This is a genomic window from Pseudomonas sp. Hp2 (genome assembly GCF_006386585.1).
Lineage (GTDB): Bacteria > Pseudomonadota > Gammaproteobacteria > Xanthomonadales > Xanthomonadaceae > Pseudomonas_S > Pseudomonas_S boreopolis.
In genome coordinates this window covers 23,962-42,612 of the sequence record NZ_VAHJ01000007.1, presented here as the reverse complement: position 1 = coordinate 42,612, position 18,651 = coordinate 23,962, and the positions used below count along the sequence as shown (strand labels likewise).

The window sequence follows — 18,651 nt, the reverse complement described above, 5'->3', positions numbered from 1 at the left end:
GTTGCAAGCGCGCGGCAGGCTTCCGACAATGGCCGTGTTCGACTGACTCGCTACGGCTCCCCAATGACGGCTAGCTTCGCACAAATGCGGCGATCCCTGTATGTGACCGCCTGCGCACTCGCATTCGCCCTGCCCGCTTTCGCGCAGGTGGCGCCGCCGGAACTGGCGGTCGCGGAACAGGCGGTGCAGCAGGCCACCCAGGCCGACGCCGACCAGTACGCCCCGGACCTGGTGAACCTGGCCCGGCAGGAGCTGATGCAGGCCCAGCAGGCGGCGATGGACCGCGGGGAGCGCAAGCAGGTGCCCCGGCTGGCCGCGCGCGCGGCCGCCGACGCCGACCTCGCCCGCGTCCGCAGCGAGGAGGCCGTGGCCCGCGCCCAGCTCGAGCAGCGCCGCGCCGAGGTGGCCCGGCTGCAGAGCAGCCTGGCCGGGGAGGGCGATCGATGAGACTGCGCCCCTTGCTCGTCGCCGGACTGGCGCTGCTGCCGCTGCTGGCGGTCGCGAAGGACGATCCCGAGGTGATCGCCCTGAACAACCGCCTCACCGCGCTGCAGGCCAATCCGGATACCGCCGACGTCGCCCGCTTCGAGCGCCTGCAGGCGCAGCAGGCGATCAATGCCTTCGCCGAGGCCAAGCGCCGCGATCGCGACGAAATGCGTTTCCTGGCCGACCGCCGCGTGGAAATCGCCGAGACCGCGGCCCGGACCGCGCTCGCGCGGCGCCAGCTGGAGCAGGTGGAGGGCACCCGCAGCGAGCTGCTGATCGAAGCCAGCCGCCGCGAGGCCGCGCGCGCGCGCCAGGAGGCCGAGCGGCTGCGCATGCAATCGCAGATGCAGGCCGAGGAGGCCGAACGGCTGCGCCAGCAGGCCGAGGCCGAGATGCTGGCCCGGCAAGACGCCGAGCAGGCGCTCAGCAGCGTGGCGAGCCGCCAGACCGCCAAGTTGAGCGCGGCCCAGCAGAAGGCGGCCCAGCTCGCGCGGGAAGAGGCCGAGCTGACCTCCGGTGCCAAGCTGCCACCGTCGAAGTTCGAGTCGCGCGGGGAGGTGTTCACCGTGCCCGCCGGCGCGTTCGATGGCGGCCAGGCCACCTTGTCGGGGGAGGGGAGCGGCCAGGCGAAGGCGCTGGCGGAATACCTGCAGATCGGCAAGAAGGGCCGGGTCAACATCGTCGGCTATGCCGCCGACGCTGCCGGGGCGCAGAAGCGCGCCGAGGCCCTGCGGGATGCCCTGGTTGCCGCCGGGGTGAGCGCCAACCGGCTGCAGGTGAGTGCAGGCAAGGGCGGCGGCAAGGGGCGCTCGGCCGAAGTGGTCGTCCTTCCTTGATAATTCACTGATTTTTAATGGATTTTTAGTTCCGTTCAGGCGGCCGGCAGGCGCCGGTCGCCCTGAATGCGCGGGTCTTTCGAAAAGTGCGCAACGGGCTATTGCCCCGGCGCCGGGAGCGGCGTAGGGTCTGATACCCAGGTGGCGCATCGGTCGCCTGGAAGAACGGAGGGCCCGGCCGATGAAGCAGTGGCACGCACCAGAGAACGAGGACCGCAGGGGCTGCAATCCCGTCCGCGTTCCGGCTCCCGCCAGCCTGCCGGTCGCCCTTTCATGTCCAAGCAGCGCCCCGTGCCATGACGGCCGGGGCGTTCTTGTTTCCAGCTGAAGGAGGCAACGCCAATGTTCGAAGGGCAATCGCAATCCGAAATCGAAGCCTTGATCAAGGCCGATCCGGAGTTCAAGCGGCTCTATCAACGCCACAAATTACTGGACAAGAAATGCATGGATGCCGAGCTTGGGGTGCTCCCCATCGATGACATGACCCTGGGCCAGATGAAACGCGAAAAGCTGCGTGCCAAGGAAAAGCTCACCCGCATGTACGACCAGATGACGCACTAGTCCCCTCCCGCAACCCGGACAGTTCACCGTCGCGGGCGGTGGCGGTCTCCTCGTCGGCCGCCACCGTCCGCGTCGCCTTTTCCGGGGCGCGCACGGCGCCCGCGCGTCCGGACAGGCGAATCGAGGCGGTCCGGGCGGATGCCCGCCCCGCGCGCGCAGGGCGCGCGGACATTTGCGGCATGTTCGTCGGATAATGGCCCACCCGCCAAACCGCGAACCCAGGTATCCATGGCAATTCACTCCTCGGTCCTTGAGCTGATCGGCGAAACGCCCATCGTCAAGGCGCAGCGACTCGACGCCGGCGTCTGCGAGCTTTACCTCAAGCTGGAAAGCGCCAATCCCGGGGGCTCGATCAAGGACCGGATCGGCCTGTCGATGATCGAGGCGGCCGAGAAGCGCGGCGACATCAAGCCCGGCGCGACCCTGGTGGAGGGCACCGCCGGCAACACCGGCCTGGGGCTGGCCCTGGTCGCGCAGCAGAAGGGCTACCGGCTGATCCTGGTGGTGCCGGACAAGATGAGCCGCGAGAAGATCTTCAACCTCAAGGCGATGGGCGCCGAGGTCGTGCTGACCCGCTCGGACGTGGCCAAGGGCCATCCGGAGTACTACCAGGACCTGGCCGCGAAGATCGCCGCCGATACCCCCGGCGCCTACTTCATCAACCAGTTCGGCAATCCGGACAACCCGGCCGCGCACGAGTTCGGCACCGGCCCGGAGATCCTGCGGCAGATGGACGGCCAGCTCGACGCCATCGTGTTCGGCTGCGGCAGCTCGGGCACGATGACCGGCCTGTCGCGCGCCTTCGCCAAGGCCTCGCCCGGCACCGAACTGGTGCTGGCCGACCCGGTCGGCTCGATCCTGGCCGAATACATCAACGACGGCCGCCTGAACGACAAGTCCGGCAGTTGGCTGGTGGAAGGCATCGGCGAGGACTTCCTGCCGTCGATCTCCGACTTCAGCCGGGTCAAGAAGGCCTATGCGATCAGCGATGCCGAAAGCTTCCATACCGCGCGCGAACTGCTCGCCAAGGAAGGCATCCTCGGCGGATCGTCCACCGGCACGCTGCTGGCCGCGGCGCTGAAGTACTGCCGCGAGCAGGCCACCCCGAAGAAGGTGCTGGTGCTGGTGCCGGACACCGGCAACAAGTACCTGTCGAAGATGTACAACGACTACTGGATGCTGGACAACGGCTTCCTGGAGCGCCCGCAGTACGGCGACCTGCGCGACCTGATCCTGCGCCCTTACAGCCAGCGCGACACGGTCGTGGTCGGCCCCGGCGACCTGCTGACCACCGCCTACCAGCGCATGAAGCTGTACGACGTCTCGCAGCTGCCGGTGATCGACGACGGCGAACTGGTCGGCATCGTCGACGAGAGCGACGTGCTGCTGCACGTCTACGGCGACGAGGCGCGCTTCCGCGACCCGGTCGCCACCGCGATGGTCAGCAAGCTGGACCGCCTGGACGTCAAGTCGCCGATCGAGGCGCTGCTGCCGGTGTTCGACCGCGGCCAGGTCGCGATCGTGATGGACGGCAACCAGTTCCTCGGCCTGATCACCCGCATCGACCTGCTCAACTACCTGCGCCGGCGCGTTCAGTGACCTGCCCGGGCCGCGGCGCGGGCGCCACCCGACGCCGTGCCGCGCCGCACAAACGGTTCAGTATGGCTTGATACAATCTGCGACTTTTGCCGGGAGCCTCCCGATGTCAGACAGCAATCGAAGCCAGGACGGCGAGCGCGCGCTGGCGCTGGCCACCTTGGCGATCCACGGCGGCCAATCGCCCGACCCGGGCACGGGGGCGGTGATGCCGCCGATCTACGCGACCTCGACGTATGCCCAGTCGAGCCCCGGCGAGCACCAGGGCTTCGAATACTCGCGCACCCATAATCCGACGCGCTTCGCCTACGAGCGCTGCGTGGCCGCGCTGGAAGGGGGTACCCGCGGCTTCGCGTTAGCGTCCGGCATGGCCGCCACGTCCACGGTGATCGAACTGCTGGACAGCGGCGCCCACGTCGTCGCGATGGACGACCTGTACGGCGGCAGCTTCCGCCTGTTCGAGCGCGTGCGCCGGCGCAGCGCCGGACTGGACTTCAGCTTCGTCGACCTCGCCGACCTGGCGGCCTTCGAGACGGCGATCACGCCGCGGACCCGCATGGTCTGGATCGAGACCCCGACCAACCCGATGCTCAAGATCGTCGACATCGCCGCCGTGGCGGAGATCGCGCGCAGGCACGGGCTGATCGTGGTGGTCGACAACACCTTCGCCTCGCCGATGCTGCAGCGCCCGCTCGAGCTGGGCGCCGACATCGTCGTGCACTCGGCCACCAAGTACCTCAACGGCCACTCCGACATGGTCGGCGGCATGGCGGTGGTCGGCGGCAACGCCGAACTGGCCGAGAAGATGGCGTTCCTGCAGAACTCGGTGGGGGGCGTGCAGGGACCGTTCGACAGCTTCCTGGCCCTGCGCGGGCTGAAGACCCTGCCGCTGCGCATGCGCGCCCACTGCGACAACGCCCTGGCGCTGGCGCAGTGGCTGGAAACCCATCCGGCGATCGAGAAGGTGATCTACCCGGGCTTGGCCTCGCACCCGCAACACCCCCTGGCGGCGCGCCAGATGAGCGGCTTCGGCGGCATCGTCTCGATCGTCCTCAAGGGCGGCTTCGAGGCGGCCAAGCGCTTCTGCGAGCGCACCGAACTGTTCACCCTCGCCGAATCGCTGGGCGGCGTGGAGAGCCTGGTCAACCATCCCGCCGTGATGACCCACGCCTCGATCCCGGTCACGCGCCGTGAGCAACTGGGCATCAGCGATGCGCTGGTGCGGTTGAGCGTGGGGGTGGAGGATGTGGGGGATCTGCGGGGGGATCTGGAACGGGCGCTGGGTTGAACGGCGCCATGACAGCCAAGGGTGAAAGCACCGGAGGAGGATGGCCACCGCTTCGGTTCGTCCACGCCGTGTGTGCTCGCCTGGCTGGACTGCGTCGCTGGTGGTTGGCGCGAGGACTGAATCAGGTGCGCTTTCTGGCGTTGCCTATGCGCAGCGCGCACGACGAAGCGTTGATCTTCCCGCCTGCCGATTCGGCACAGCGGATCGGTACGCGGGCATGCAGCGACATCCTGGAAAGCATGAGCCTGCAGGGCGCAGCGATGGCGATGTGCGCCCGGTTGCAGTGTTTGGAAAGGCAAGACCGATGAGCCCGAGATCCATCCTCATCGGGCGCGAGGGTTCGATATGTTGGGTATGCTGAAAGCCCTGTGGCAATACCGCTACTTCATTTTTTCATCGATCAAGAACGAGCTGCGGCTGCGCTTCATCCGCAGCCGGCTCGGCGCGTTATGGATGATCATCCATCCGCTGATGCAGGTGCTGATCTTCGCCACCATCCTTTCCGAGGTGCTGGCTGCCAAGCTGCCGGGCATCGATGACAAGTATGGCTATGCGCTCTACTTGATGGCCGGCACGTTGTGCTGGACGATGTTCTCCGAGACCATCGGCAAGTCGGTGAACCTGTTCGTCGACAGCGGCAACCTGATGAAGAAGATGTCGTTCCCGCGCATCTGCCTACCGTTCATTGCCGGTGGCACGATGCTGGTCAACAACCTGCTGCTGCTGTTGGCCATCTTCGTCGTGTTCGCGGCGATGGGGCACATGCCGACCGCCGAGGTTCTGTGGCTGCCGGTGCTGATGCTGCTGACCCTGAGCTTCTCGATGTCGCTGGGCCTGCTGTTGGGGGTGCTCAATGTGTTCATGCGCGATATCAGCCAGGTCGTGCCGGTGGTCCTGCAGGCGCTGTTCTGGCTGACTCCCGTCGTCTATCACATCACCATCCTGCCCGAGCGCGTGCAGGCAATCTTCCGCCTGAACCCACTGCTACCGCTGGTCACCAGCTACCAAAACGTTCTGCTGTTCGACAAGCCCCCGGTCTGGAACGACCTGATGTGGTTGGTCGTCGCTACGCTGGTGTTGGCATTGATTTCACTGGTCATGTTCCGTCGTGCCAGCCCGGAAATGGTAGATGCACTATGAGCGGTGAACTGAAGGTCGACAACGTAGGCAAGGCTTATCGCGTCTGGAAGAGCGAATGGCTGCGGGCAGCCCGTTGGTTCGGCGTGCCTACCCGACCCAAGGAAGAGAACTGGGTGCTGCGCAACGTGTCCTTCACCATCGCACCCGGTGAAGCCGTGGGCGTGATCGGGCAGAACGGCGCCGGCAAGAGCACTCTGCTCAAGCTGATCACCGGCACCGCCCAGCCCACCGAAGGCCAGGTGACGAGGACCGGCCGGGTAGCGGCCATCCTTGAGCTGGGCATGGGCTTCAGCCCGGACCTGACTGGGCGCCAGAATGCGTTCCACTCCGCCGGTCTGATGGGCTACTCGCAGGAACAGATCGAAGCCGCGATGCCGGAAATCGAGGCGTTCGCCGAAGTTGGCGATTACTTCGACCAGCCGGTGCGTACCTATTCCAGCGGCATGCAGGTGCGCGTGGCGTTCGCGGTCGCCACCGCGTTCACTCCGGACCTGCTGATCGTGGATGAAGCCCTATCCGTGGGCGACAGCTATTTCCAGCACAAGAGCTTCGACCGCATGCGACGCTTCCGCGATGAGGGCACGTCGATCATGCTGGTCTCGCATAGCCTCGGCGACGTCAAGGCGCTTTGCGACCGGGTTATCTTGATCGACAAAGGGAGCGTGCTGAAGGATGGTGCGCCTGATGAAGTGATCGATTTCTACAACGCGCTAATCGCCCGCAAAGAGAACGAGAAGCTCACCGTCGAGCAGCGGCGTGACAGCGCTGGATGGGTGACCACCCGCAGCGGCAGCAGAGAGGCGGTGGTCAGCAGCCTCAAGCTGGAGGACGCTGAAACTGGCGATGAGGTCGCATTGGCAATGGTTGGGCAGAAACTCAAGCTGGTGCTTGAGGCGGAGGTCCGGGCATCGCTGCCCAGTCTGGTGCTGGGGTTCATGATCCGCGACAAGCAGGGGCACGTGGTCTGGGGTAGCAATACCTGGCATACGAAGCAGATCCAGGAACATGTGTCTGCTGGCGAACGATTGCGTTACACGCTGGAATTCACCTGCCGCCTTGGCCCGGGCTCCTATTCGGTTTCGCCTGCACTGGTAAGCAGCGACACGCACATGGTCGACAACTTCGAGTGGGTCGACAACCTGCTTGTGTTTGAAGTGATGAATGCGGACCACCCCATGTTCATTGGAAGTAACTGGTTGGATGCCGAGTTCGTTGTCGAGCGCACGCCGGCTGTCTGAACATCCTAGAAGGCCTATGTCCAAGTTTATCTCTTACGCCCAGAACTTCGAGGACGTCATCTTGTGGCGCGTACTGGGCCACGTCGAGGGCGGGCGCTATATCGATGTCGGTGCGCAAAGTCCGGACATCGATTCGGTTAGCCGCGCCTTCTACGAACGTGGCTGGCGCGGAATTCATGTGGAGCCCACCCAGCACTATTCGGACCTGTTGCGCACACGCCGTCCCGATGAGTCTGTGCTGCAGGTGGTCGTCACCGACGTGCCTGGTGAAATGCGCTTCTTCGATGTTGAAGGCACGGGTCTGAGTACGCTGGATGAGCAGATCGCCCAGGATCATCGCAATGCTGGTTTCCGGGTCAGTGAGGTGCGCGTTCCCGCGGTGACGCTGGACGCGGTGTTCGATGCTGTAGGGCCGGACGAGATTCATTGGCTCAAGATCGATGTCGAAGGCGCGGAGCAACAGGTCGTCGAGAGCTGGAATGGGGGGCGTCGCCCGTGGGTACTGGTAATCGAGGGGACGCGCCCGCAGAGTCCGGAGCTAAGCCACTACCAGTGGGAGCCCTTGGTCCTGCGCAAGGGCTATGTCTTTGCGTATTTCGATGGCTTGAACCGGTTCTATGTCAGCGAGGAACACCCTGAGCTGATGGCTGCGCTGACCTGCGGTCCGAATGTCTTCGATCACTTCGTGCTCGCGCCGGAGTCAGCGTTCTGCGCGGCCGCAAATGCGGCGGCAGCCGAACGCGAGTCGCACCTGCATGCAGCTATCGGCGAACGTGATCGCGTGGTGGCCGAGCTCGTGGAGCGAGAGTCGAAGGCAGTTGGCGAGAACGTGAAGTTGCAGTCGCTGCTTGCCGAACAGGAAACACGCCGGCAGGCCATGGAGCAGGAGATCATGTTGTTGGTCGAGGCGGTGGAGTCCTGCGAGGCCGAGTTTCAGCGCGAGCGCCGCAACGGCGCGGAATATAGGATTGAGCTCGACCGCGTCCACAACGCACTGCTTGCCGAGCGCGCGATGGTCGCAGAGCTTCGTGCGAGTACGTCCTGGCGCATCACTGCGCCGATGCGTGCAGTCTCCATATTCGCTCGTCATGCTGTCAGTGCGCCGCGCGTGTTGGTCCGTGATGTCACGCTTGGCGCGATGCGGCTGATCCTGCAACGGCCTCGCCTGAGCAGCTTGGTCAACCGGATCGTGCGGATCGTACCACCGCTGCATCAGCGACTGCGCTTGGCCGCCGGCCATCGCGGCATGATCGTGCTACAGGGAGCGACTCCCCTGCTGTCAAGCGTTGGCCAAGTCGGGCAGTTCTCCGGCATGGAGGAGGACCTGGCCCAGCTTAGCCTGCGAGGTCGTGAGATCCTCAAGCAGCTTCGTTCCAACGCATCCGACCGGGAGGTATGAACATGCGGCTTGTAATCGATCTGCAGGGAGCGCAGTCGGAAAGCCGCTATCGCGGTATTGGCCGATACAGCCTTTCATTGGCGTTGGCCGTCGCGCGTCTGCACCGTGGGCATGACATCCACCTTGCATTGAACGGAGCCTTCGAGGACACCATCCAGCCCATCAGGAAGGCGTTCTCTGGACTCTTGCCGCAGAAGAATATCCATGTATGGCACGTTCCGTTGCCCTTCCGGGGCATGGATCGAAGTCACGCGGAGCGCATCCGCCAAGCAGAGCACGTGCGAGAGGCAGCGATCGCCGCGCTGGCGCCCGATGTAGTGTTCATCTCCAGTCTGTTCGAGGGTTTTGGTGATGCGTCGGTCAGCAGCGTCGGCCGCCTTGTAGATGTGCCAACTGTGGTCACGCTGTACGACCTCATTCCCTTGATGAACCCGCAGGCGTACTTGGAGCCCAACCCCGCGTACCGTGATTTCTACCAGGAGAAGCTGTCCCATCTGCGGAAAGCCGATGCACTCGTGGCGATCTCTGAAAGCGCCGCGGGCGAGGCACGCGATGTACTGAAGTTCGACCCGGGCAAAGTGTTCAATATCTCGGGTGCCTGTGACGACGTTTTCCGCCCCATGCCAAAGGAATCGGTCGTCCTTCGCCGCATCAATGAGAAGTTCGGGATTCCCTGGGAATTTGTCCTGTATACCGGGGGTACCGACGAGCGCAAGAACCTAAAGCGGCTAGTGCAAGCCTACGCTGGACTGAGCGCGGCACGGCGTTCGACGCTGCGGCTGGTCATGGCCGGACGCATCGACGAAGTGCATGCGCAGGAATTGCGGGACGTTGCCGTGAGGGCAGGGATGCGAGCCGAGGAGATCATCTTCACCGGTTATGTGTCTGATCGTGACCTCGCCACCTTGTACAACCGGTGCAGGCTGTTCATCTTTCCGTCCTGGCATGAGGGGTTCGGTCTGCCGGTGCTGGAGGCGATGAACTGTGGTGCCGCTGTGTTGGCATCCGATGCTTCCAGCATCCGTGAGATCGCGACTTTCAAGCCGGCGACGTTCGACCCGATGGATGTCGAATCCATCCGCGAATGCTTGGCTCGTCATATCGATGACGAGCAGAAGCTGGCCGAGCTCCGGGCCTACTCGTTGACCCGAGGAGCCTCGTTCTCCTGGGACAATGTGGCCAACGCGTTGCTTGACGCGTGCGAGCAGGTTCATGCGCAGCGCCCTGCGCAGCACCTCTCCTGTCAAGCGGCGCTGGAACGGGCCGTGGCGGCGCTGGCTGAGCCGGCCCAGGAGGCCACCGTCAGCATGGCACTGGCCGATGCCTTGGATCGTTCCATTCCTTCTGGTGTTCCACAGATCATGGTGGACGTGACGGAACTGGCGGCCCAGGATCGCGGTACCGGTATCCAGCGCGTGACGCGCGCAGTGCTGATAGAGTGGATGAAACGACCGCCGGCCGGATATCGCGTGAAACCGGTCAGGATCGATCGGGGATCGGGAAGATACGTCTACGCGGATGTCTTTGCGTCGCGATTCGGTGGTGCGCCTGCGGCTGAAGATTCGCCTTTGGTTTGCCACGCCGGGGATGTCTTCCTTGGATTGGATTTGGTGGGAGACGTTGCCACCGTCGGCAAGCCATGGTGCGAGTACTTCCGCATGCAGGGTGTGCGGGTCGCATTTGTTGTCTACGACATCCTGCCGATCCGTCATCCGGAATGGTGGCCTGGTGAGGGGGGGGCACATCACGAACGATGGCTGCGCGCCGCGGCAGACTGTGCGGACCAGTTGATCTGTATTTCGCGGGCCGTTGCCGATGATGTCCGGGCCTGGATGGATACGGCTGCACTGGAGCATCGTCCTGAACTCGCCTGGTTCCATCTCGGTGCGGACATCGACACGCATCGTGTGGTGGAGCCGATGCCGGAATCTGGCCTGAAGGTGGTCCAACGGATTCGCGAATCGACCAGCTTCCTGATGGTCGGCACGCTGGAGCCTCGCAAGGGGCATGCACAGGCCTTGGCAGCGTTCGAGCAGTTGTGGGCCCGAGGCCAGGATCTTGTCCTGGTCATAGTCGGCAAGCGCGGATGGATGGTCGAAACCTTGTGCGACGACTTGGCCGCCCATCCGGAGTTGGGCAAGCGCCTGTTTTGGCTCGATGGCATCGGGGATGACTATCTGGCCAGGGTCTATGCCGCCTCCACCTGCCTGCTCGCAGCATCGCTGGACGAGGGGTTCGGCCTGCCATTAATCGAAGCGGCCCAGAAAGGCAAGCCAGTTCTGGCGCGCGACCTTCCCGTGTTCAGGGAAGTGGCGGGCGAACATGCCACCTACTTTACGGGCAGCGAGCCATGGGCTTTGGCTCAAGCGGTCGTCGACTGGATCCACGCCCGGGAACGTGGTGCGCTACCGGATATCCAGGCTTTGCGCTGGATGACCTGGCAGGAGAGCGCGTCCCAGTTGGCGTCCGTTCTGCTGCAACGATCTGGCGTGCAAGGCGAGGGTGGGTAGTTCGGGTATCATCAGGCGTCATTTCCCAGAAGACGAAGAGGCACGGCTTGCGAGCACCTCTTACCGATGGCAGCGGCTTTGTGCGGCACACATCGACATATTCAGTCAACCGAATCGAGTGAAGATAAACATGAGCATCAGGAAGGCGATCATCACGGGCATCACTGGCCAGGACGGCGCATATCTGACCCAGTTGCTGCTGGAGAAGGGTTATGCAGTGTACGGTACCTACCGTCGCAGCAGTTCGGTCAACTTCTGGCGCCTGGATGAGCTGGGCGTAACCAACCACCCGAACCTGCATCTAGTCGAGTACGACCTGACCGATCTGGGTACCTCGCTGGCGATGGTGCAGAAGATCCAGCCGGACGAAATCTACAACCTGGCCGCGCAGAGTTTCGTCGGCATCAGCTTCGACCAGCCGACCACCACCGCACAGATCACCGGCGTGGGCGCGCTGAACCTGCTTGAGGCGATCCGCTTGGTCAATCCGAAGATCCGCTTTTACCAGGCGTCGACTTCAGAAATGTTCGGTAAGGTGCAGGCCGTGCCGCAGGCGGAGGACACCCCGTTCTACCCCCGCAGTCCGTACGGTGTGGCCAAGCTCTACGCCCATTGGATCACCGTGAACTACCGCGAGAGCTACGACATCTTCGGCTCCAGCGGCATCCTGTTCAATCACGAAAGTCCGCTGCGCGGCCGCGAGTTCGTGACCCGAAAGATCACCGACTCGGTGGCCAAGATCAAGCTGGGCCAGCTGGACGTGTTGGAGCTGGGCAACCTCGATGCCAAGCGTGACTGGGGTTTCGCCAAGGAGTACGTAGAAGGCATGTGGCGCATGCTGCAGGCCGATCAGCCGGATACCTTCGTGTTGGCCACCAACCGCACCGAGACCGTGCGTGATTTCGTCAGCATGGCCTTCAAGGGTGCCGGCATCGACGTCGAGTTCAAGGGCAAAGACTTGGACGAAGTGGCGATCGATACTGCCAGCGGCAAGACCGTGATGCGCATCAATCCCAAGTTCCATCGTCCGGCCGAAGTGGATTTGCTGATCGGCAATCCGGAAAAGGCACAGCGTATCCTGGGATGGAAGCCGCAGACCACGCTGGAGCAGCTGTGCCAGATGATGGTCGAGGCCGACCTGAAGAGGAACGAGCGTGGTTTCTCGTTCTGACGGCGGGGGAAAGACCGTCCTTGTGACTGGTGCGTCTGGTTTCACCGGACGCTACATGGTGCAGGCGCTGGAAAAGCGGGGATATTCCGTTGTTTCCCTGGCGGGGGCGGTACGTCCATCGTCCGAGGCAGACCAACCGACTCCTTCGGCGGTCCGCGTGCGGCGGACCGATCTGCGGAGCCTTCATGATCTGACGCAGATCATGGATGAGGTACGGCCTGACCATGTCGTTCACCTCGCGGCACTGGCGTTCGTCGCGCATGGCCAAGTAGAAGATTTCTACCAGATTAACCTGCTGGGTACGCGGAACTTGTTTCAGGCGATGCAGGATGTTCGTCATCAGCCTGAGAGCGTGCTAGTGGCCAGCAGTGCCAATGTCTATGGAAACGCGACCGAAGGGGTGATATCGGAGGAAGAACGTCCGAATCCGGCTAATGACTATGCAGTAAGCAAGCTGGCCATGGAGTACGTCGCGCGTCTCTGGAGTGATAGATATCCAGTGGTCATCGCTCGTCCATTCAATTACACCGGTATTGGCCAGGACGAAAAGTACCTGATTCCGAAGATCGTTTCCCATTTTGCGCGCCGTGCGAAGAAGATCGAACTTGGGAACATCGATGTGTGGCGTGATTTCGGGGATGTAAGGGCGGTTGTCGATGCCTACGTACGGCTGATGGTCACGCCGCAGGCTGCTTCAACGATCGTCAACGTATGCTCGGGAAAGGCTCATTCGTTGCGGGAAATCATAGACTTCTGCAAGCGGATCACTGGGCACGACATCGATATCCAGGTTAATCCAGCATTCGTCAGGGCAAATGAAGTCCGGGTGCTCCGAGGCAGCAACGACCGGTTGAGACATCTGATTGGCGACTGGAGCAGTCCAGAGATCAATCAGACGCTCGAATGGATGTTGAACGAAAAGTAAGTCGCGTCTGTGGCCTTTCACCGATCTCGATAGTTCGAGATCCTTGCCGTATCACGATTCGATGGGGATTGCAGAGCAAGTCGTGCTTCGGGGTGACTACCCGCTGAAATCACCCGGCGGGCTTTCGGGGTGGTCTCAAAATAGGTGGCTTTGGAATGTATCCGTATTTATTGACGGTGCTTAGCGTAGCAGCGTGTTCTTTTTTGCTGCTTGTCAGTGGATCCCTGTTCATACGGTTGAACAAGGGGGGGCTGCTGCCGGCCGGTCAGCAGGGGAATGCAGAAGCCGCTGCCAGTTTGGCGCTTGGCGTGGTTGCCATGGCGCTCATCGTGATCAACTTCAATCTCTGGTTTCCGGGGAAGTGGATCTACTATGGGCTTGTGGCAACGGGCGGCTATGGCCTGCTCAGATTGATCATGCTGCGCAGATCCGGAGGGGCAGAGCTTGTTCAGTGGACATTGGTGCTTGTCGCTGCCGTTGCTGTCGTCGCCTTGGGTGTTGGCATGCGCGTGGACGCGGCGAACTACTGGCTGGTGGAAACGGCCAATCACGACACGCTCTTCTACTTTGAAGGGTCCCGCTGGGCATTCGACCATCCTATCTACGTCGGCCCTGATGTTGTTGCCGACACACTCAACCTCGGGGGCTGCCGGCTGGGTGCGGTCTACATAGGCAACGATTGCCCGGTATACCGCGGCGGAAGCTATTCGCTGCTCGGCATGGCACTGGCCTACGGGGGCGGCGGTACAGCCAACGAGATGATCATTGCGTCCGCCTTGGGCTCCCTCTTCATCGGCGTGGGCTTGCTGCCGATCGCTGCCATGTGTCGATCGGATTCAGGGAACGGCCGCTTCCTGTGGCTGCTCGCCCTGGCAATGCTGGTTGTCGTGATTTATTTCTCTCCCAGCATGTTGGCCGCCGCAATCAACAGCAATGTCGCAACCACCATCGGTGCGTCCGCAGCTGCCATGGTGCTGGCGATCGCGGCGTCCACTGACCGGTGCTGGTGGCGTAGAGCACTGTTGCTCGGCCTAGGAGCGTCCTTGGCGGCACATTGTTACGGCGAGGCTGCTGCTGCTTCCGTCGTGTTCGCCGCGTTCGGTGTCGCCTGGGGGGGCTTGCTCAACCGGTCCTGGCTCCAGTTCGTCAAGGGTGGCCTGCTTTGCGGGGCGGCGTTCTTCATTGCTTCCAACGTTCTGATCGTGGAGTTGTTGCAGTCCGCGAGCGATGTCGAGAGCATTGCCAGTGGCGGAACCTGGGAGGGTATGTACCTGCATGCCAGCCCCTGGACATGGGTTGCGGCCCCATTCGCGGGAATGGTCGTCAATGGTAATCCCTACGTCAGCCATCGCATGCTATTGACCGGATGGCTTCTCGCGGCACTTGTTGGGTTTGGCTGCGCATGGGTCCGTTCGATGCGGCCTGCAACAATCTCGTTTCTGTTGGTGTCGTTCATCCTGATCGCATTCGTCGAGGTCCGCGACTACGCATATGGAGAACACAAGGTCATCCAGATGATCGGACCCGCTGCATGCACGCTTGCAGCAGTCCTGATTCTCAATGGCCTGAGTGTGTCCGGAGAAGCCCAGCGGAGCCGGCAAGCCCGCAGGGGAGCACTGGGATATGTGGCGGTCGTTTTCATGCTTCTGCTTGTTGCTATCTTCAATCATGTCCGCCCGTCCATGCGTGTCGTCGAAGGATGGAAGGGGGTGCATGGCCTGTCGCTGGATTTTGAACATGATCTGCCCAAGGCTGCTGGCCAAGCATGGGTGATTGACGATGCGGGTGTTGAAGGATTCGAACGGTTCCAGAAGTCGCATTACGTTTCCTATCTTGCCCACGAGCGACAGGCACATGCCTATCTGCCGAAGCTCGACGCGGAGGGAATGCGCGGTGGTTACGCGAGGATACCGCTCGGGGATACGCTGAGGAACGCTGTGGCCCCGCGCTGGGTCGTACAGCTGAAGTCATTCAAAGGCGTGACGTCGCCTTTCGAATACGCACCCGGTTCGATGAAGATGTCTACGGAGTACAATCTCGTCGATCTCGATAAGGCAGATCCTGTTGTTGCGGTATCGGGGGCAGGATGGTTGCCATGTCAGATGGGGGGATGTCCGGTCGCCTCCGGTTTTGAAATCGAAGTGATAGTGTCTGCGTCGCAGAGCCAGGCATGCCATCTGAAGGTATATGCCGACCATGCGTCCGAATTTCCGTCTCTGGCGGTGGTTGTCCACAACGGGGATAGTTTGGTGAAATCCGGGCAGTTGTCTCCTGTGGGAATGGAGATCCCACTCGTGAGCGGTTGGCAGCGGATCAGGTTCGACGACCCTATGGGGGCTCAAGGCGCCATTTGGGTGATTCGTAGAGTCTCCAGTACCTGCCAGGCCGTAGCTTCCGGTCACTAGCCCTGCTCAGTGGTTTATCTGGCTGACGTACTTCCCAAGGCGGTTCTGTATGCAACTTCTAATCGTGTTCGGGCTCGTTGTAGTAGGAGCCTTCGGTACGCTCCTGCTAAAGATCGGTGCCGGCAAGGTCCAGTACGCCCAGGGCGTCCTGTCGTTGATCGAGTCCGTATTCCGTAATCCGCCCCTCGTAGTTGGCTTCATCCTGCAGATGATCCCGCTCGTCTCCTGGGTGGTGCTGCTCAAGTTCATGCCACTGACCAAGCTGCAGCCGATGATCGCCCTGACCTACGTGGTCACGCCGGTGCTGGCCGTGCTGTTCCTCGGCGAGCACATCGGCCCGCTGCGCTTGGCCGGCATTGGCCTGATCGTCCTGGGTGTCGTGCTGGTGAGTGCGAGCTGAGCATGAAGATCCTGATTGTCCTGACCTATTACACGCCCTACATGAGCGGCGTGACCGAATTCGCGCGGATGTTGGCCGAAGACCTTGTGCATCGTCACCAAGTCACCGTGCTGACCACCCAGCACGATGCGGTCCTGCCAGTGGAGGAGATGATCAATGGCGTGCGCGTGGTGCGGGCGCCAATCTTCGCGCGCATGCACAAGGGAGTGCTGAGCTTGAAGTTCATCACATGGTTCCGGCGTCTTGCAGAACAGCATGAGGTGGTCAACTTGCACATGCCGATGCTCGAATCCGGCCTGTTGTCTCTGCTGGTGCCACGGCGGAAGCTGGTGGTGAATTACCAGTGCGACATGGCCGTGGTCGGCGGGTTGCTCGATCGCCTGGCGGTCAACGTCACCCGGGTTTCCTGCTGGCTGGCTACGCGGCGTGCCCGCGACGTCGGCGTGCTTACCCACGATTACGCGCGTTCATCGGCCTGGTTGTCCGGCATCCGCCACAAGCAGCACGAAGTGCTGGCACCCATGAAGGCGATGCCTTGGCACGATGCGCAGGGCGCTTCCGATGACGTATTCCATTTTGGCTTTGTCGGACGTTTCGTCGCCGAGAAGGGTCTGCCGGTGTTGCTCGAGGCTTTCGCCGAGGTTCGCGCGCTGCACGGCGGCCGTGTTCGTCTTGTGCTGGTCGGCGACACGCACAACATCGCGGGCGGCGGCATCATGGATGCAATCCATGGCAGCATCGCTGCTTTGGGTGACGCAGTGGAGGTGCGCGGCCGCGTGAGTGAACAGGAACTGCAGGCCTTCTATGCGCAGTTGGACGTGTTGGTATTGCCTAGCGTCAACCGTTACGAGGCGTTCGGCATGGTGCAGCTAGAAGCGATGCTCAGCGGAGCCCGGGTGATCGCGTCCAATCTTCCGGGTGTGCGCACCATCGTACAGAACACCGGCAACGGCGAAGTCGTGCCGGTTGGTGATGCGCCTGCCTTGGCATCGGCGATGCTGCGGCTGATGGCCAGCCGAGATCAGGTAACGCGCGCCGGGGTACGTGAGCAGGCACTGCGGGCTTACCCAATGCGCCGATTCTACGACCTGCAGGAGACCATGCTGCAGGGGCGCGCACGGGTCGACGTGGCGCGCTAACTCCACTCCACGGCGGGGTCGCTCATGTTCCTGTCGCCATCAATCTGCGGCCGGAACCGATAGCGGATCCTCGGCGCCGACGGTCACCAAGCAGCTTGAACGCGTGGCCGGGTCACACGTAGGTCAGATCGCGGCCAGTACCGATAGACCACCCACCAACACCGTAATCAGGCTGCCGGGATCCTTAACTGCGAACACCACCGGATCGTCGTGCATCTGCCCGCGATGGGCCAGCAGCCAAGTCCGGCAAATCCAATAGAGTAGGACCGGGCAGAGCAGCCACAAGAACAGCGGATGGCTATACAGATCTTGGCTCTCCGGGGCATTGATGTAAAGGCATAGCACCAGTACCGAGGCCAGACCCGACGCCGTTCCAAGGCTTTGCACCAAGCCCAGGTCCTCAACGTGATAGCCGCGGCCGCTGGGCTTCTGCCTGCCGCTGGCCAGGGTCATCCGCAGCTCGGTGTAGCGCTTGAGCATGGCCAAGCTGAGAAAAATGAACATCGAGAACGTCAGCAGCCAGAACGACAACGTGACGTCAATCGCCGCCGCGCCGCCGACGATGCGGATCGTATAGAGCGCAGCTAGCGTCACCACGTCGATCATCACTGCCTGCTTCAGCCGCAGCGAGTAGGCCAAGGTGAGGCAGAAGTAGACACCCAGCACCAGAAGGAACGTGGGCGCCACGACAGCAGCCAGCACGAATCCGGCAAGGGTGAGCAGCGGTGTGGCGAACAGTCCTGAACGCAGATCAAGGCGGCCACAAGCGAACGGACGCTTGCGCTTGCGGGGGTGCTGGCGGTCCGAATCCAGGTCGAGGAGGTCGTTGAACAGGTACACGCCGGAAGCGCACAATCCGAAGGCAACGAACGCCAGCGCCGCGTAGAGTGTGGTTTCCAGTTCAAGGAAACGATGGCTGGCAAGCAATGGCACGAACACCAGCAGGTTCTTCAGCCACTGATGGACGCGCATTGCCTTGAGCCAGGCCCGTGGGCCACCCCCTTCGCGAGGCCAGTGCGTGGCCAGTTCCGAGCAGTTGGCCGCTGCACGTGCCAGCCCCCGACCCGCATTGACCACCCAGGCCGAGTGCGCGTGTTTCCAGATCGCCAGGTCGACCCGGGCGTTGCCTATGTAGTCGAACCCCCGCTCACCAAACCGCTTCACCAGCAGATCGGCCTTCCGATGGCCAGCGAGATTCGTATGCCCGTCGCTGCAGAACACGTCATCGAATACGCCCAAGTGGCGCGCAATCGGCTCTACCAGCGTGGCATCGGAGGCGGTGCACAGCACGCGTCTGCGATCGCTGCTCGCCTTCAATAGCTCCACTACGCGCGGATCGTAGGGCAGCAGTGCAGGGTCGCCCGCGCCATGCACCGCCAGTTGGTGTTTCAGATGCGCCTTGCCGCGCAGCAGCCAAAATGGCAGTACGAACAGCAACCATGGATGCCGTGCCAACATCCTCAGAAAGGTTTCGTACAACAGGTCGCTGCGCAACAGGGTGCCGTCCAGATCAACACACAGCGGCCTTGAGTGGCCCACACCCGAAGCGTTCATCGA

General features: G+C 62.5%; 16 protein-coding genes. 15 read left to right on the top strand and 1 reads right to left on the bottom strand.

Annotation, left to right across the window (positions count from 1 at the left end):
• Positions 1-84: 84 nt before the first annotated feature.
• From FD678_RS17685 to FD678_RS17615, 15 genes are all read left to right on the top strand, one after another.
• Positions 85-447 (top strand): DUF4398 domain-containing protein, encoded by a 363-nt coding sequence (locus FD678_RS17685; RefSeq protein ID WP_218569826.1) that lies wholly within the window; start codon positions 85-87, stop codon positions 445-447.
• Complete coding sequence (locus FD678_RS17680; protein WP_140727048.1) at positions 444-1,322, top strand: OmpA family protein; 879 nt, start codon at positions 444-446, stop codon at positions 1,320-1,322. Before FD678_RS17685 ends, FD678_RS17680 begins: the two co-directional genes overlap by 4 nt.
• A gap of 342 nt (positions 1,323-1,664) precedes the next feature.
• Complete coding sequence (locus FD678_RS17675) at positions 1,665-1,883, top strand: YdcH family protein (protein WP_140727045.1); 219 nt, start codon at positions 1,665-1,667, stop codon at positions 1,881-1,883.
• 228 nt (positions 1,884-2,111) lie between these two features.
• Positions 2,112-3,482 carry a pyridoxal-phosphate dependent enzyme gene (locus FD678_RS17670; RefSeq protein ID WP_140727042.1) on the top strand — a complete coding sequence of 457 codons (1,371 nt, stop codon included), beginning with the start codon at positions 2,112-2,114 and terminating at the stop codon, positions 3,480-3,482.
• Between the two features lie 103 nt (positions 3,483-3,585).
• Positions 3,586-4,767: a cystathionine gamma-synthase gene (locus tag FD678_RS17665; protein WP_140727039.1), complete on the top strand. Its 1,182-nt coding sequence runs from the start codon at positions 3,586-3,588 to the stop codon at positions 4,765-4,767.
• 8 nt (positions 4,768-4,775) lie between these two features.
• The gene (locus tag FD678_RS17660) at positions 4,776-5,075 is read left to right on the top strand and encodes a hypothetical protein (protein WP_140727036.1); all 300 of its coding nucleotides are present in this window, start codon (positions 4,776-4,778) and stop codon (positions 5,073-5,075) included.
• Between the two features lie 37 nt (positions 5,076-5,112).
• Positions 5,113-5,907: an ABC transporter permease gene (locus tag FD678_RS17655; RefSeq protein WP_140727033.1), complete on the top strand. Its 795-nt coding sequence runs from the start codon at positions 5,113-5,115 to the stop codon at positions 5,905-5,907.
• Positions 5,904-7,145: an ABC transporter ATP-binding protein gene (locus tag FD678_RS17650; RefSeq protein WP_140727030.1), complete on the top strand. Its 1,242-nt coding sequence runs from the start codon at positions 5,904-5,906 to the stop codon at positions 7,143-7,145. The genes FD678_RS17655 and FD678_RS17650 overlap by 4 nt, the downstream gene beginning before the upstream one ends.
• Before the next feature lie 16 nt (positions 7,146-7,161).
• Positions 7,162-8,544, top strand: coding sequence for an FkbM family methyltransferase (locus FD678_RS17645; RefSeq protein WP_177497881.1), 1,383 nt, complete (start codon positions 7,162-7,164; stop codon positions 8,542-8,544).
• Positions 8,545-8,546: 2 nt separating this feature from the next.
• Entirely contained in the window at positions 8,547-11,054 is a 2,508-nt protein-coding gene (locus tag FD678_RS17640) for a glycosyltransferase family 4 protein (RefSeq protein WP_140727024.1), read from the top strand.
• A gap of 130 nt (positions 11,055-11,184) precedes the next feature.
• Positions 11,185-12,225, top strand: coding sequence for a GDP-mannose 4,6-dehydratase (gene gmd / locus FD678_RS17635; protein WP_140727021.1), 1,041 nt, complete (start codon positions 11,185-11,187; stop codon positions 12,223-12,225).
• Complete coding sequence (locus FD678_RS17630) at positions 12,209-13,150, top strand: NAD-dependent epimerase/dehydratase family protein (RefSeq protein WP_140727018.1); 942 nt, start codon at positions 12,209-12,211, stop codon at positions 13,148-13,150. Before gmd ends, FD678_RS17630 begins: the two co-directional genes overlap by 17 nt.
• 155 nt (positions 13,151-13,305) lie before the next feature.
• Positions 13,306-15,555 (top strand): hypothetical protein, encoded by a 2,250-nt coding sequence (locus tag FD678_RS17625; protein ID WP_140727015.1) that lies wholly within the window; start codon positions 13,306-13,308, stop codon positions 15,553-15,555.
• A gap of 49 nt (positions 15,556-15,604) precedes the next feature.
• On the top strand, positions 15,605-15,955 hold the full coding sequence (locus tag FD678_RS17620) for an EamA family transporter (protein ID WP_140727012.1): 351 nt from the start codon (positions 15,605-15,607) through the stop codon (positions 15,953-15,955).
• A gap of 2 nt (positions 15,956-15,957) precedes the next feature.
• The gene (locus FD678_RS17615) at positions 15,958-17,094 is read left to right on the top strand and encodes a glycosyltransferase family 4 protein (RefSeq protein ID WP_140727009.1); all 1,137 of its coding nucleotides are present in this window, start codon (positions 15,958-15,960) and stop codon (positions 17,092-17,094) included.
• A gap of 123 nt (positions 17,095-17,217) precedes the next feature.
• On the opposite strand, the gene FD678_RS17610 is transcribed toward FD678_RS17615, so the two are convergent.
• Positions 17,218-18,648 (bottom strand): UbiA family prenyltransferase, encoded by a 1,431-nt coding sequence (locus FD678_RS17610; protein WP_140727006.1) that lies wholly within the window; start codon positions 18,646-18,648, stop codon positions 17,218-17,220.
• Positions 18,649-18,651 lie beyond the last annotated feature (3 nt).